General features: G+C 63.6%; 10 protein-coding genes. 6 read left to right on the top strand and 4 right to left on the bottom strand.

Going from position 1 to position 16,034, the window contains the following annotated elements; translation table 11 throughout:
* Positions 1 to 195: 195 nt before the first annotated feature.
* Positions 196 to 1,965, bottom strand: a complete 1,770-nt coding sequence (locus GJ668_RS04850; protein ID WP_155448993.1) for an SLC13 family permease — start codon at positions 1,963 to 1,965, stop codon at positions 196 to 198.
* 217 nt (positions 1,966 to 2,182) lie between these two features.
* Here GJ668_RS04850 and GJ668_RS04845 point away from each other — a divergent pair, with 217 nt between their 5' ends.
* From GJ668_RS04845 to icd, 3 genes are read left to right on the top strand one after another with little or no spacing between them, the layout of a single operon-like run.
* Positions 2,183 to 4,444: an NADP-dependent malic enzyme gene (locus GJ668_RS04845; protein WP_155448992.1), complete on the top strand. Its 2,262-nt coding sequence runs from the start codon at positions 2,183 to 2,185 to the stop codon at positions 4,442 to 4,444.
* 3 nt (positions 4,445 to 4,447) lie between these two features.
* Entirely contained in the window at positions 4,448 to 6,031 is a 1,584-nt protein-coding gene (locus GJ668_RS04840; RefSeq protein ID WP_155448991.1) for an AmpG family muropeptide MFS transporter, read from the top strand.
* A 39-nt stretch (positions 6,032 to 6,070) separates the two neighbouring features.
* Positions 6,071 to 7,327 (top strand): NADP-dependent isocitrate dehydrogenase, encoded by a 1,257-nt coding sequence (gene icd, locus GJ668_RS04835; RefSeq protein ID WP_155448990.1) that lies wholly within the window; start codon positions 6,071 to 6,073, stop codon positions 7,325 to 7,327.
* A gap of 54 nt (positions 7,328 to 7,381) precedes the next feature.
* Here icd and GJ668_RS04830 read toward each other — a convergent pair whose 3' ends face one another.
* Positions 7,382 to 7,588, bottom strand: coding sequence for a cold-shock protein (locus GJ668_RS04830; RefSeq protein ID WP_155448989.1), 207 nt, complete (start codon positions 7,586 to 7,588; stop codon positions 7,382 to 7,384).
* Positions 7,589 to 7,849: 261 nt separating this feature from the next.
* On the opposite strand from GJ668_RS04830, the gene clpS reads away from it, so the two are divergent.
* The 3 genes from clpS (at position 7,850) to GJ668_RS20895 (ending at position 13,483) form a co-directional block, all read left to right on the top strand.
* Positions 7,850 to 8,173 (top strand): ATP-dependent Clp protease adapter ClpS, encoded by a 324-nt coding sequence (gene clpS, locus GJ668_RS04825; RefSeq protein ID WP_155448988.1) that lies wholly within the window; start codon positions 7,850 to 7,852, stop codon positions 8,171 to 8,173.
* A gap of 56 nt (positions 8,174 to 8,229) precedes the next feature.
* Complete coding sequence (clpA, locus tag GJ668_RS04820) at positions 8,230 to 10,500, top strand: ATP-dependent Clp protease ATP-binding subunit ClpA (RefSeq protein WP_155448987.1); 2,271 nt, start codon at positions 8,230 to 8,232, stop codon at positions 10,498 to 10,500.
* 340 nt (positions 10,501 to 10,840) lie between these two features.
* On the top strand, positions 10,841 to 13,483 hold the full coding sequence (locus GJ668_RS20895) for a Cache 3/Cache 2 fusion domain-containing protein (RefSeq protein ID WP_155448986.1): 2,643 nt from the start codon (positions 10,841 to 10,843) through the stop codon (positions 13,481 to 13,483).
* On the opposite strand, the gene GJ668_RS04810 is transcribed toward GJ668_RS20895, so the two are convergent.
* Positions 13,480 to 15,801 (bottom strand): ABC transporter substrate-binding protein, encoded by a 2,322-nt coding sequence (locus GJ668_RS04810; protein ID WP_155448985.1) that lies wholly within the window; start codon positions 15,799 to 15,801, stop codon positions 13,480 to 13,482. The two genes, GJ668_RS20895 and GJ668_RS04810, sit on opposite strands and share 4 nt — an antisense overlap.
* Before the next feature lie 5 nt (positions 15,802 to 15,806).
* Entirely contained in the window at positions 15,807 to 16,025 is a 219-nt protein-coding gene (locus GJ668_RS04805) for a toxin-antitoxin system HicB family antitoxin (protein ID WP_155449023.1), read from the bottom strand.
* Positions 16,026 to 16,034: the final 9 nt, after the last annotated feature.

Below are 16,034 nucleotides of genomic sequence, written 5' to 3'. Positions count from 1 at the left end.
TACCAAGTCGGAAAAACCGGGAGCAGTGGGTTCGGTGGGTTTCGCGGCACTCGCTCCCGGAGAACGGAGAGTACATCAACCTCTTCCCAGGCTTCTCACTGGGCCTCTGGAGCTGGATCAACTCATGACCAGCCCGCTGGCTCACAGCAAATAATCCTTAATATTATCAACGGGGGAAGGGCAGGCCGAGGCGCCTCAAAACCCCCAAACCAGCGGCGCCAGACTGATGGTGATAGCGGCCATGAGCAGATTGAGCGGAATGCCCACCCGGAAATAGTCCGAAAAGCGATAGCCGCCCGGACCATAGACCATCAAATTGGTCTGATAGCCGATCGGCGTCGAAAAGCTGGCCGAGGCCGCCATCATGATGGCCACGGCGAACGGCATGAAGGCGACTCCCAGCGTCTGCGACGTCGAGAGCGCGATCGGAAACATCAGCACCGCCGCCGCATTGTTGGTGATGAGTTCGGTGAACAGCATGGTCACCAGATAGATCAGCCCCAGCGCGACCCAGGGCTCGTCGCGGGCGAACCCGACCAACTGCTCGGCGATGAAACCGGCCGCCCCCGTGACCTCCAGCGCGCGCCCGAGTCCGAAGGACGCCGCAATGGCAATCAGCACCCGCCAGTCGATCGCCGCCCGCGCACTCTGGGAGCCGAGACAGCGCGTCACCAGCATCAGCCCGGCGGCCAGCAGCGCCGCCTGCAACATCGGCAGCCAGCCGAGCGTGACCGCCATCACCATCGCCACCAGGATCAGTACCGCCAGCAGCGCGCGGTTCTGACGCAACGGATGCGAATCCGGGATCTGACTGACCAGGAAGAAATCGCGCGAATTGTGCTGACGCTCGACGAACCCCGGATCGGCCTCCATGAGCAGCGTGTCACCAGGTCGCAGCACGATGTCGCCGAGCTTGCCCGACAGACGCTCGCCATTGCGCCCCACCGCGATCACCGCCGCCTCGTAGCGGCTGCGAAAGCGCCCCTCGCGGATGCTCTTGCCCACCAGCGGACAGCTATCCGAAACCACGGCCTCGGTCAGCGAGCGCTCAGGACGTGGCACGTCGAGCTTGAACACCTGATCACAGGCCGGCACCAGACCGCGAAAACGCTGCAAGTCCACGATCGAATCCACCACCCCGACGAACACCAGTCGATCCCGCGCCTGCAAGCGCTGGTGCGGCGCAATCGCCGGCAGGATCTCGCCGTCGCGTTCCAGTTCGAGCAGATAGACGCCCGGCAGATGGCGCAGACCGGCCGCCTCGATGGTGCGTCCGGCCAGTGGGCTGCCCGACTCGACCAGCATCTCGACCGTGTATTGACGCGGATCGTCGAGATCACTCATCACCGGACGCCGGTCAGGCAGCAGCCAGCGCCCGCCGATCACCAGATACAGCAGACCGGCCAGCGCGCACGGCAGGCCGACCCAGGCGATCTCGAACAGCCCCAGGGTCGGCAGATCACCCTGCGCCCCCATGAGTCCATTGACGACCAGATTGGTGCTGGTGCCGATCAGCGTACAGGTTCCGCCCAGGATCGAGGCATAGCTCAGCGGGATGAGCAGCTTGGAGAGCGGCAGACGGTTGCGACGCGCCCAGTCGTTGACCGCCGGCAGAAACATGGCCACGACCGGCGTGTTATTGAGAAAAGCGCTCAGACCCATGACCGGCGTCATGAGCCGGATCTGAGCACGGGCCAGGGTGCGCGGCCGGCCCAGCACGCCCTGCACCAGCCAGCCGATGGCGCCCGTCTCGCGCAGACCGGCCGCGACTACATAGAGCACGCCGACCGTCACCACGCCCGGATTGGACAGACCCTGCAGGGCCTCAGCCGGAGTCAGCACACCGGCCAGCAACAGAATGCTCACACCGCCTACCAGCACCAGATCAGCCGGCCAGCGCGTCAGCGCCAGGGATCCGATCACACCCACAACCAGACTCAACGCCAGCCAGGCTTCCCATGTCATACGCTCAGCCTCTCCTGTTCTCTCGTCAGTGCCTATATGATTGAGTCGAAAATCATCCGGACGGTCGACAATGGCGTCAGAGCTGTCAGGATTGTACCGGCACAGCCACGCAACGCGCGTCGTTGAACCTTGCGTGAGCTTTGCAAAGCCATATTGCGTTGCAACATAATCATTCGCACAACAGATCGCCCCAGCGCACACCTCACCGGAGCCTCACATGTCGGACGAATTTGATCAAAGCGCCCTGGACTATCACCGTTATCCCAAGCCAGGCAAGCTGGAGATCAAGGCCACCAAGCCGCTGGCCAACCAGCGCGACCTGGCGCTCGCCTATTCGCCCGGCGTGGCTGCCGCCTGCCGCGAAATCGAACAGGACGCGCTCACCGCCTCGCATTACACCACACGCGGCAATCTGGTCGCCGTCATCAGCAATGGCACCGCCGTCCTGGGTCTGGGCGCGATCGGGGCGCTGGCCTCCAAGCCGGTGATGGAAGGCAAGGCGGTGCTGTTCAAGCAGTTCGCCGACATCGACGTCTTCGACATCGAGATCGACGAGCGCGATCCCGAAGCCTTCATCGAGACCGTGGCACGGCTGGAGCCGACCTTCGGCGGCATCAATCTGGAGGACATCAAGGCTCCGGACTGCTTCATCATCGAGCGCGCGCTCAAGGAGCGCATGGGTATCCCGGTCTTCCACGACGACCAGCACGGCACCGCGATCGTAGTCAGCGCCGCCATCCTCAACGCCCTGCGCGTGGTCGGCAAGGACATCGGCCAGGTACGGCTGGTCACGGCCGGTGCCGGTGCCGCCGCGCTGGCCTGCGTGGATCTGCTGGTCGAGATGGGACTGCCCAAGGCGAATGTGACCCTGACCGACATCGCCGGCGTGGTCTATCAGGGCCGCGCCGAGGAGATGGACCCCTACAAGGGCCGCTACGCCATCGCGACCGAGCAGCGCACACTGGAGCAGGCGATCGCGGGCGCGGACATCTTTCTGGGACTCTCGGCCGCCGGCGTGCTCAAGCCCGAGTGGCTGGCCAGGATGGCCGAGGCACCGATCATCATGGCCCTGGCCAACCCGGTCCCCGAGATCATGCCGGATCTGGCACGCGCCGCACGTCCCGACGCCATCATCGCCACCGGCCGCTCGGACTTTCCGAATCAGGTCAACAACGTCCTCTGTTTCCCCTTCATCTTCCGCGGCGCGCTCGACTGCGGCGCCAGCGAGATCAACGAGGCCATGAAGGTTGCCTGCGTGCGCGCCATCGCCGATCTGGCCCTGGCCGAGCCATCCGACATCGTGCGCGCGGCCTATGGCGGACATCAGCTCCAGTTCGGACCCGAGTATCTGATCCCCAAGCCCTTCGATCCGCGTCTGATGGAGCATCTGGCCCCGGCCGTAGCGCGTGCGGCCATGGACAGCGGCGCAGCAACACGTCCGATCGCCGATCTGGATACCTATCGTCAGTCGCTGCGGCATCGGGCCTATCGCACCGGGCTGACCATGAAGCCGGTGTTCGACCAGGCGCGCGCCGCGCCCAAGCGCGTGGTCTTCGCCGAGGGCGAGGACGAGCGCGTGCTCCAGGTCGCGCAGCAGGCGGTGAGCGAAGGTATCGCCCGCCCGATGCTGATCGGACGCCCCGAGGTGATCGTCGAGCGGCTCCAGGCGCTCGGACTGAGCCTGCGCCCGGAGCGCGACTTCGAGCTCGTCGTTCCCGGCGACAACCCGAGGATCGAGACCCACTGGCGGACCTTCTACGACCGGGTCAAGCGGCGCGGCTATGCCCCCGACGAGGCGCGCGAATACATCCGCAACGACCCCACGGTGCTGGCCGCGACCCTGGTGCGCTGTGGCGATGCCGATGCCATGCTCTGCGGCCTGGTCGGACGCTATTCACGCCATCTCAAGCATGTCGAGGAAACCATCGGCACCGCCACCGGCGTGCGCCGCCTGACCGCCATGAACGCCGTGGTGCTGCCGTCCGGGCCGCTGTTCATCGCCGACACCTATGTCCAGATCGACCCCAGCGCCGCGGATCTGGCCGAGATCACCCGACTGTGCGCGGCGGAAATCCGCTGTTTCGGTCTCACGCCCAGGGTCGCCTTCGTCTCGCACTCCAACTTCGGCAGCGACGACTCGCCGAGTGCGTCCAAAATGACCGAGGCGCTGTGTTTACTGCGCGAACAGGAACCCGAGCTGGAAGTCGAAGGCGAGATGCACGCCAACCTGGCCTTCGATGCCGTCGGGCGTCAGGCACGCTTCCCCGACTCGCGTCTGAGCGGACGCGCCAATCTGCTCATCATGCCCAATCAGGACGCGGCCAACATCGCCTTCAATCTGCTGCGCACGCTCGACGATGCGGCGACCTTCGGACCCATGCTGCTCGGCACGACCCAGGCGGCCCACATCGTCACGCCCAGCACCACGGTGCGCGGCCTGCTCAATATGACGGCGCTCGCGGTCGTGCAGGCGGGCTGACGGATGGAGCCGATCTCAGTGGCGGCGCCACGCGACTGGCGCCAGACGCTCGGCGAATTGCTCGACCGGCGCGTGCTGGCCATGCTCCTGCTCGGCTTCGCGGCCGGGGTGCCGCTGCTTCTGATCTTCTCCTCGTTGTCGCTGTGGCTGCGCGAGGCCGGGATCGAGCGCAATGCCGTGACCTTCTTCAGTTGGGCGGCGCTTGGCTATTCGTTCAAGTTCGTCTGGGCGCCGCTGATCGACACCCTGCCCCTGCCCTGGCTGACACGCTGGCTGGGCCGACGACGCGCCTGGCTGCTGGTCGCGCAACTGGCGATCATCAGCGCCATCCTGCTCATGGCCCTGGTCGATCCGGCCAGCGGCGGCGACAGTCTCACGCGCCTGGCGCTGGCGGCGGTGCTGCTCGGGTTCTCCTCGGCGACTCAGGACATCGTGATCGACGCCTATCGCATCGAGTCGGCCCCGCCCCGGCTCCAGGCGCTGATGTCCTCGACCTATATCGCCGGCTATCGCATCGGCATGGTGGCCTCGGGCGCGGGCGCGCTGGTGCTGGCCTCGGCGTTCGGCTCGGAGATGGGGAGTTACAGTTACGCCGCCTGGAGCCTGACCTATCTGATCATGGCGGCGGTCATGCTGGTTGGGATCCTCACCACGCTCATCATCCGCGAGCCTGAGACCTATCGGCCCAAAACGCTCACCTATGCGACGCGCGACTATCTGCGCCTGGTGCTGGTGTTCGCACTCATGGCCGGCGCCTTCGTCGGCGGCTTCTTTCTGAGCGGGACGCTGTTTGGCGATCTCAAGCAGTGGCTCGGCGGCGGTGCGTTCGGTGCGTTTCTGCTGGAAACCCTGCATTTCGCGCTGGCCGTGGGCGTGGCGGCGCTCGCCGGTTGGGCGCTGGTGCGCCTGGGCGCGATCAATCGGGCCATGGCGCGCGCGGTCTGGATCGAGCCGGTGCTCGACTTCTTCGCCCGCTACGGTCTCAAGACCGCGCTCTTGCTGCTGGCACTCATTGGGCTGTATCGGATCTCGGATATCGTGCTGGGCGTGATCTCCAATGTCTTCTATCAGGACATCGGCTTCAGCAAGCCGCAGATCGCCACGGCGGTCAAGACCTTCGGCGTCTTCGTCAGCATCGCGGGCGGGGTGCTCGGTGGGCTGATGGCGACCTACTATGGCGTGGTGCGCATCCTGATGCTGGGCGCGATCCTCTCGGCGGCGACCAATCTGATCTTCGTGGTGCTGGCGCATGCAGGCGCGGATGTGACGCTGCTCTATGTGGCGGTCGGCGCGGACAATCTGGCCGCTGGGCTGGCGAGCGCGGCCTTCGTCGCCTTTCTGTCGAGCCTGACCAATGTCTCCTTCACTGCGGTGCAATACGCCATCTTCAGCTCGCTGATGACGCTTCTGCCCAAGGTGCTCGGCGGCTATTCGGGCAGTATCGTCGACGGCATCGGCTATCCGGGCTTCTTCGTCTTCACCACCCTGATCGGGGTGCCGGTGATCGCGCTGGTCTGGATCGCCGGACGACGGCTGGAGATCGCCGGGGAGCAGGTCGGGGCGATGCGCAAGGGTGGATCTGAGTGATAGCATAGGCCGATTCTATGGCCAGAGAGAGAAGACTCCATGTCTTACGAGAAGATCCAGGTTCCAACCACCGGCGAGAAGATCAGCGTCAACGCCGATTTTTCACTGAACGTGCCGGACAAGCCGATCATCCCCTTCATCGAGGGTGACGGCATCGGCATCGATATCACGCCGGTGATGTGCGCCGTCGTCGACGCTGCGGTCGCCAAGGCCTATGGCGGCGCGCGCCAGATCCAGTGGATGGAGATCTACGCCGGCGAAAAGTCGACGCGCACCTATGGCGAGGACGTCTGGCTGCCGGAAGAAACGCTCCGGGCGGTCAAGGATTTCGTGGTCTCGATCAAGGGACCACTGACCACGCCGGTCGGCGGCGGCATCCGCTCGCTGAACGTTACCCTGCGTCAGGAACTCGACCTCTATGTCTGTCTGCGTCCGGTGCGTTATTTCAGCGGCACGCCCAGCCCGCTGAAAGAACCCGAGCACACCGACATGGTGATCTTCCGCGAGAACTCGGAGGACATCTATGCCGGCATCGAGTGGCAGGAAGGCACGGCGGCGGCCAAGAAGGTCATCGAGTTCCTGCAGAACGAGATGGGCGTCACCAAGATCCGCTTCCCCGAGACCTCAGGCATCGGCATCAAGCCGGTCTCGCGCGAAGGCACCGAGCGTCTGGTGCGCAAGGCCATCCAGTACGCCATCGACAATGATCGTGCCTCCGTGACCCTGGTCCACAAGGGCAACATCATGAAGTTCACCGAGGGCGCCTTCAAGCAGTGGGGCTATGAGCTGGCCCAGCGTGAGTTCGGCGCGACGGAGATCGACGGCGGTCCCTGGTGCGCGTTCAAGAATCCCAAGACCGGGCGTGAGATCGTGGTCAAGGACGTGATCGCCGATGCCTTCCTGCAGCAGATCCTGCTGCGTCCGAAGGAATACGACGTGATCGCCACGCTCAATCTGAACGGCGACTACATCTCGGATGCGCTGGCGGCGCAGGTCGGCGGGATCGGCATGGCGCCGGGCGCGAACCTGTCGGACAGCGTGGCCATGTTCGAGGCCACCCATGGCACCGCACCCAAGTACGCGGGCAAGGATCAGGTCAACCCGGCCTCGCTCATTCTCTCGGCCGAGATGATGCTGCGCCATCTGGGCTGGACCGAGGCGGCCGATCTCATCATCACGGGTGTGGAAGGGGCGATCGCGGCCAAGACCGTGACCTATGACCTGCATCGTCTGCTGGATGGCGCGACCAAGCTGAGCTGCTCGGAGTTCGGCGAGGCCATCGTCGACAAGATGTAAGCCGGACTCCAGAAAAGCCCCTCTCCTTTGAGGGAGAGGGGCTTGATACGCGCCTTACATGAGGCGATGCACATTGGCCGCATGCAGTCCCTTCGGCCCCTCAGTCAGTTCAAACTCGACCTTTTGACCTTCGCGCAGGGTCTTGTAGCCGTCCATGTCGATCGATGAGAAATGGACGAAGACGTCCTCCTCACGTCCCTCGGGTTGCACGAATCCATAGCCCTTCGCGTTGTTGAACCATTTAACGACACCAGTAATCATCACGGACTCCTCGCTAGACTCCACACTTCAGGGTAATTTCGGGATCGTTATTGCCGCTTGAAGACGGCTTTTTATGTAGTGACAGGACACAGCGCCGACGACGCATCCTGGCGGGTGGTCCTCGCACTTTACACCCTGGGCCTGACCGGACATCGGGACTTGAATCCGACGAACGGCACCCTGATTCGGTAGTATAGTGACTTGATTTCCATGGTCAAACGTGCATTGTTTGACCCATCATCGACGAACACCTTGATACCCATGAGTAACCCTAGATCCGGCGAGGAGCGCGAATCCGGCCTGAGCGTGCAGGAAGCCCGTCCCAAATTGCGCCGCCCGCCCCTATATAAGGTTCTGTTGCTGAACGACGACTACACCCCGATGGAGTTCGTGGTGTTGGTTCTGGAGATCTTTTTTGGTATGAATCGGGAAAAGGCGACCCAGGTCATGCTGCACGTGCATACACGGGGCGTCGGAGTCTGCGGAGTCTTCACCAAGGACATCGCCGAAACCAAGGTCGCGCAGGTCAACGACTATGCGCGTGGCAACCAGCATCCGCTGATGTGCACCATGGAAGAGGCCTGAACCGCGTCCACGACTGAATACCGCTTATCGTTGAATCCAACCCTTGGGACAGGCCGATGCTGAGCAAAGAACTCGAATTCACGCTGAACCGGGCCTTCAAGGAGGCTCGCACCAAGCACCACGAATACATGACCGTGGAGCACATGCTGCTGTCGCTGCTCGACAACCCGACCGCCGCCAAGGTGTTGCGGGCCTGCGGTGCCGATGCCGAACGGTTGCGCCGCGAGATCGCGACCTTCATCGAGGAGACCACGCCGCTGATCCCGTCCAACGAGGATCGCGACACCCAGCCGACACTCGGCTTCCAGCGCGTGCTCCAGCGCGCCGTCTTCCATGTCCAGTCAGCGGGCAAGAAGGAAGTGACCGGAGCCAATGTGCTGGTGGCGCTGTTCAGCGAACAGGACTCACAGGCCGTCTATCTGCTCAATCAGCAGGACGTGACCCGGCTCGACGTGGTCAATTACATCTCGCACGGCATCTCCAAGGTGCCGGGCGAGAATCGTGACGAGGACGGTCATGGTGGCGGCGGTGAGGCCGAGGAAGCGCGCGGCGAGGAAAAAGAAGGCGCCAGCCCGCTGGAGAGCTTCACCACCAATCTCAACGAGATGGCGCGTCAGGGCCGGATCGATCCGCTGATCGGACGCGCGCCCGAAGTCGAGCGCACCATCCAGATCCTGTGCCGGCGCCGCAAGAACAATCCGTTGTTCGTCGGCGAAGCGGGCGTCGGCAAGACCGCCATCGCTGAAGGCCTGGCGAAGAAAATCGTCGACAACGAAGTGCCCGAGGTGCTGGCTAACGCCGTGATCTATTCGCTGGATCTCGGCGGACTGGTAGCCGGTACCAAGTATCGCGGCGACTTCGAGAAGCGGCTCAAGGCCGTGCTCGCCCAGCTCAAGCGCCAGCCGCACGCCATCCTCTTCATCGACGAAATCCATACCATCATCGGCGCCGGTTCCGCGTCAGGTGGAGTGATGGATGCCTCTAATCTCATCAAGCCGGTGCTGGCCTCAGGCGATCTGCGCTGCATCGGCTCGACCACCTATCAGGAATATCGCGGCATCTTCGAGAAGGACCGGGCACTGGCGCGTCGCTTCCAGAAGATCGACGTCGAGGAGCCATCGGTCGAGGAGACCATCGACATCCTCAAGGGACTGAAATCGCGCTTCGAGGCGCATCATCAGGTCACCTACACTCAACCGGCGCTGCGTGCCGCCGCTGAACTCGCCGCACGTCACATCAACGACCGCCATCTGCCCGACAAGGCGATCGACGTCATCGACGAGGCCGGCGCCAATGTACAGCTCATGACCCCGTCCAAGCGCAAGAAGCGCATCGATGTGGCCGATGTCGAGGCGATCGTGGCCAAGATCGCGCGCATCCCGCCCAAGCGGGTGTCGGCCTCGGATGCCGAGTCGCTCAAGAATCTCGACCGCGATCTCAAGATGGTGGTCTATGGTCAGGACGCGGCCATCGACGCCCTGACCGCCGCGATTCGTATGAACCGCTCGGGGCTGGGTCATGAGGAAAAGCCCATCGGCTCATTTTTGTTCACCGGACCGACCGGCGTGGGCAAGACCGAGGTCACGCGCCAGCTCGCGCGCATCCTGGGCATGGAGCTGCTACGTTTCGACATGTCGGAGTACATGGAGCGTCACACCGTCTCGCGCCTGATCGGCGCCCCGCCCGGCTATGTCGGCTTCGATCAGGGCGGGCTGCTCACCGAGCAGATCAACAAGCATCCGCACTCAGTGCTGCTGCTCGACGAGATCGAAAAGGCGCATCCCGATGTCTTCAATCTGCTGTTGCAGGTCATGGACCACGGCACCCTGACCGACAACAACGGACGCAAGGCCGATTTCCGCAACGTGGTGCTGGTGATGACCACCAATGCCGGCGCCGAGGAGACCTCGCGCCGCTCGATCGGCTTCACCGAGCAGGATCATGCGACCGATGGCATGGAAGCACTCAAGCGCTACTTCACGCCCGAGTTCCGCAACCGGCTCGATGCTACCGTCCAGTTCGGCCCGCTCGGCGAGGACACCATCCTCAACGTGGTCGACAAGTTCATCTTCGAGCTCGAGCAGCAACTGGAGGAGAAGAAGGTCGCGTTGACCATCGATCAGGATGCGCGGCGCTGGCTGGCGGAGACCGGCTATGACCCCAAGATGGGCGCGCGGCCCATGTCACGCCTCATCCAGCAGCGGATCAAGAAGCCGCTGGCCAATGAGCTGCTATTTGGCGATCTGCTGGGCGGCGGCTCGGTGCGGGTCTTCATCCAGGACAGTCAGGTCGCCTTCGAGATCAATGGTGAGGTGCGCGAGCTCTGAGCGGCTGACATCCGGGCGCGGAACCCGGCTCATCCGGGTCCGCCGTCCGCCCGCTCGACCAAGCCCCAGAGGCCCTGTCTCACCGATCAACTGTGCTTGAGTTCACAGCTTTCTTCATGTCGCAATGATAATTGTGGCCTGACACCCCAAAATCCTGCCAAAATACCCCTGCTCGTCTTCAGGTGATGCCCAAGCGCGCATTCGAATCAGACCGCTTGGCGGCATCCTCCCTTCCTGTGCGACAGCGCGCATCGTCTCGTCTGGCCCCGGGTGTGTGCCTTGGCAAGCCAAGGTTGTGTCGAGACTCATACACTTCGGTTCGGATAGAGATTTCCCTGGAATGACTGTACAGAAACCTGCCAGCGGTCGCTCGGTCGCCGCCGTTCTGACGCTTGCCTCCGTGGCGGCGATTGCGATCCTCATGGGTCTGTTCGCCATCGGTGTGGCCCAGTTCAACCACTCACTCATGGAGCTCAGGGTCATTGCTCAGCTCGAACAGCAGAGTAAGCTGGTGCGGTCCATGCTCGCCAACCATGATTCGACGCTACGCGAAGAGGCCCAGCGTCTGATGGAGCAGTTGGCCACGCGCTTCGGTTCGGGTTTCACACTCAACCCTGAGGAACCGATGCAGGTCGACGAGCCGATCACCCCGTTGCTCAACGACAGTGAGCGCCGCTTCACACTCGACACGTCGGATTTCGACCGTTTCACCGCGGCCACGAGCGCCGTCGCCACGCTCTTCACGCGCACGAATGATGATTTCGTGCGTGTCGCCACTACGCTCAGGACCGAACAAGGCGAGCGCGCACTTGACACCCAGCTCGCCAGCGACCATCCCGCGCTCCCGAGTCTGCTCGCCGGCGAGGAATTCATCGGACGTGTCACGCTCTTCGGGCGCGATTACATGACCGTCTACCGCCCCATGCTGAACGCACGCCGCGAAGTCATCGGCGCGCTCTTCATCGGACTCGACATGACTGAGGGGCTGGACCATCTCAAGCGCGAGATCCTTGCGATCAAGATCGGCGAGACCGGCTATTTCTATGCGCTGGATGCGCGCCCCGGCCCGGATTTCGGACGGCTGGTGATTCATCCGGCCCAGGAAGGCGCCAACATCCTTGATGCCAAGGACGCCGACGGCCGATCCTTCATCCGCGAGATCCTGGAGCGCAAGGAAGGCGTGATTCACTATCCCTGGATCAACCGCGAGGCGGGCGAGACCGCGCCGCGCATGAAGGTGGTGGCCTACACCCACTTTCCGGCCTGGGATTGGGTGATCGGCGGTGGTTCCTATGACGACGAACTGAGCCGCGACAGCGTTCTGCTGCGCAATCTGACGCTCGGTGCCGCCGTGGTCGTAGTGGTGGTGCTGGCGCTCATCCTCTTCTGGCTCACGCGACGCCTGATCGGCCAACCGCTCGGCGAGGCCACGAAGATCTTCGAGCGCATCGGCGCGGGACATTACGACAGCCGGATCGACACCACGAGACGCGACGAGATCGGCGCCCTGTTCAGCGCCCTGGCGCGGATGCAGACGAACCTCGACGAGCGCACCCGCGCCGATGCCCGGATCGCCGCCGAGGCCCTGCGCATCAAGAGCGCGCTCGACAAGTCCTCGACCAACATGATGCTCTCCGACCCGGACGGGATCATCATCTACAGCAACGAAGCGCTGCTTCAAATGCTGCGCCTGGCTGAATCCGACCTGCGTCGCGACCTGCCCGAGTTCCGGGTGGACAGCCTGCTCGGCAGCCACCTGAACGTCTTCCACCGTCATCCGGAGCGTCAGCAGTCGATGCTGGCGACCCTCCAGAACAATCACTTCGCCCAGATCCGTATCGGCGGACGCACCTTCCGGCTGATCCTCAATCCGGTCATCGACGCCCAAGGCGAACGTCTGGGCACTGTGGTCGAGTGGACCGACCGCACCAGCGAGGTCGAGACTGAGGCCGAACTGGCGTCCTTGCTCGAAGCCGCCGTCCAGGGCGACTTCTCGCGCCGCCTGACGCTGGAGGGCAAGACCGGGTTCTTCCATGATCTGTCCGACGGACTCAACCGCCTGGTCGATATCCTCTCCGCCGGACTCGCCGATGTGGCCCAGGTGCTTGGAGCCATCGCTCAGGGCGATCTGAGCCGGCGCATCGAAGCGGACTATGCCGGCACCTTTGGTCAGCTCAAAGACGACACCAACCTGACAGTCGAGCGTCTGCGCGAGGTCGTCGAAGGCATCAAAGACTCGACCGACGCCATCAATACGGCCGCCGCCGAGATCGCCTCCGGCAACAGCGATCTCTCGGCCCGCACCGAGACCCAGGCCGGCACCCTGGAAGAAACCGCCAGCGCCATGGAGCAGTTGAGCGCCACGGTCAAGCAGAACGCACATCACGCCCAGGAAGCCAATCAGCTCGCTCAGAGTTCCAATCAGGTCGCGGCGCGCGGTGGCGAGATCGTCCGGCGCGTGGTCGACACCATGGGCGGCATTCAGGATTCGAGCCGCCAGATCGCCGACATCATCGGCGTGATCGACTCTATCGCCTTCCAGACCAATATCCTGGCGCTCAACGCCGCCGTTGAGGCGGCGCGTGCCGGTGAGCAGGGACGCGGCTTCGCGGTGGTGGCCGCCGAGGTGCGCAATCTGGCGCAACGCAGTGCCCAGGCCGCGCGCGAGATCAAGACGCTGATCGTCGGCTCGGTCGATCAGGTCGACGGCGGGGTGAATTTGGCCGAGCAGGCCGGTCAGACCATGACCGAGATCGTCGATTCCTTCCAGCAGGTGACGACCCTGGTGACTGGAATTGCCGTGGCCAGCCGCGAGCAGAGCAGCGGCATCGAACAGATCTCGCGCGCCGTGACCCAGATGGACGAGGTCACGCAGCAGAACGCGGCCCTGGTCGAGGAGGCGGCGGCGGCCGCCGAGAGCCTGGAGGAACAGGCGCGGTCATTGGCCAGAGCCGTAGCCCTGTTCCGGCTGGAATCGCGTTAGACGCCGATGACCCGATTGCGTCCCTGCGACTTGGCCTGATAGAGCCGCTGGTCGCAGAGGTCGATCCAGGTCTCGACCGACTGTCCGGTGCGCCATTCGGCGACACCCGCGCTCAGGGTCTGGCGGCCGCTGGGCAGCTCCAGCGTCGCGAAGGCCTGTCTGATCCGCTCGGCGAGCTGGACGGCCTCCGCGAGGCCGGTCTCGGGGCAGGCCAACATGAATTCCTCCCCGCCCCAGCGGCCGAAGACATCGGTCTCGCGAATGGTCCGGCGCACCAGATCAGCGAAGCGGCGCAGAACCTCGTCGCCAACCGGATGACCATGACGGTCGTTGACCTGTTTGAAGTGATCCAGATCGAACAGAATGATCGAGACGCCTCCGCCGTAGCGTTGCGCCCTGGCCTGGAGTTCGCCGAGCACGGCGTCGAGCTTGAGCCGGTTGCAGGCGCCGGTCAGCGTGTCGGTGATGGAGAGACGCTTCAGCTCGCGGTTCTGGTTGATGAGCTGTTCCTCGGCCGCTTTGAGCTGTTGGTTGGACAGCTTCAGGCGCAGATGCAGCCGCCGAAAGCGTAGCGCGTCGAAGGTGACGACCAGGAGGATGCCGAGCAGGACCAGGAAATAGGGCGCGATCCGTTTGAGATCGAGCCGGGTTTCGTATTGCAGCCGAATCCATTTGTCATAGATCGCGTGCTTCTCGTCCTGACTGATGGCGTCCAGCCCCTTCTGCAGGATCGAGCGCAGCAACGGCCAATCACTGCGCGCGGCCATGGCCAGATCGAAGGCGAGCGGGAGCTGGCCGGAGATCTTGAGGTTTGAAAACCCCTGTTGCTTGATCAGAAAACTCACCGCCGCCAGATTGTCGACGAGGGCGAAGATCTCGCCGGTGGCGACCTGCTCCAGACCCTGCCGCGTGCTGTCGACCGGGCGCAATCGAAGCCTGGGTTGATGCGTCTTCAGCCATTCCTGCGGGGCATAACCCTGGACGACGGCGACCTCGTGTCCGAGCAGTCGCGCCGGATCGCCGATATAGTCCACCTGATCGTTCGTGACGATGACCATAGGCGAGTGGATATAGGGCTCGGTGAACAGCGCATAGGCTGAGCGCTCAGGCGTTTGAGCCGCCATGGAGAGCATATCCAGTTCACGCGTGCGTACCAGTTCCATGGCGCGCGACCAGGACTGGTCGGTGACCGGCTCGAACCGGATCCCCAGCCGCGCTTCCAGTAGCGCCAGATAATCGGCCGAGATGCCGCCGAAGCGGCCGTTTTCATCGACGAACTCCAGCGGATACCAGTCAGGATCGATGCCGACCCGGATGACCGGATGTGCCCGCAGGAAGGCCTGCTCGTCCTCGGTCAGCGGGATGCCGGCCTGCTCCTCGTCGAGGAAGAAGCTTCGGGTCTCGATCGTCAACTGCTTGTCCAGGAGGCCATGACGCTGATAGAGCGCCTGGATGTAACGCAGACGTCCGGGGTCGAGCGTGCCCAGCGGGACGCTGAAGCGGGCCACGGCCTGTTCGGTGGCCTGGGCCTCGTACATCAGCGCCGCGAAACTCTTGCGCCGACTGTATTGCTCCAGGATCAGCCGGGCGATCTCTTCCTTGTGATCAAGGGCGTATTCCCAGCCCTTGAGTACCGCCCGGCGCATGGCGGCGATGCGTTCTGGGTGTTGCTCGGCTTCGCGCTCGGTGGTGAAGAGCATGTCGCCATAGAGATCGATGCCGTAATGGGCCGGGTGGAAGAGTCGCACCTCGTGCCCGAGTTCGCGCAGGCGATAGGGCTCGTTGCCGGCATAGCCATGCATGGCATCGCTGTCGCCGCGAATCAGTAACTCGAAGTCCGGGTTGAAGGCCTGGCGGGTGAAGCCGCGCTCGAGCACGCCCTGCTCGGCGAGGAAGGCCAGCAGCGGAAAGCCATCGGTCTCGTTATCGTAGAGACGGATGCGTCGCCCGACCAGATCCTGGGGCGTTTCGATGCCGGACGAGGCCAGTGTCATGAGGACACTGGGCGACTGCTGAAAGATGGGCGCGACGATGCGCAGTCCCAGTCCCGAGGTTTGATAGAGCAGGAGGACCGAGTCGGCGACGCCGTACTCGGCCTCGCCCTCATAGACTTGCAGGATGTTGTTCTTGGACGGGTCGCGCTCCAGCAGCTCGACATCGAGTCCTTCCTCGGCAAAGAAGCCCTTTTCCAGCGCCGCGTAGTAACCGGCGAACTGGAATTGGTGGTACCACTTGAGCTGAATCCGCACCGCCTCGCCCGCCAGGGCCGGAGCGCCGATCATGAGCAGCAGCAACAGGGACAGGATCTTTGCCATCATAAGCTTTATTCATCGCCGACAACCGGCGCGCGCGGCGGTACCTTATCCAGAATGGCCCGAAACGCTTCAGGATCGGCGCGAGCGGCATGAGTACGGAGATAGGTTTCGGCTGTCAGCGCAGAAATCTTTTCAGTGACCGCACTCATGACGAACTGATCGACGGATACGCCATCGAAGCTCAGGATACGCGGCACTTGCGCGGCCACAGCCAGCTCCAGAACCATATCGTCCTT

The organism is Allochromatium palmeri (assembly GCF_009720725.1).
Taxonomy (GTDB): Bacteria; Pseudomonadota; Gammaproteobacteria; order Chromatiales; family Chromatiaceae; genus Thermochromatium; species Thermochromatium palmeri.
Note: the sequence above shows the minus strand (reverse complement) of the source record. Positions and strands in the feature narration are given on the sequence as shown.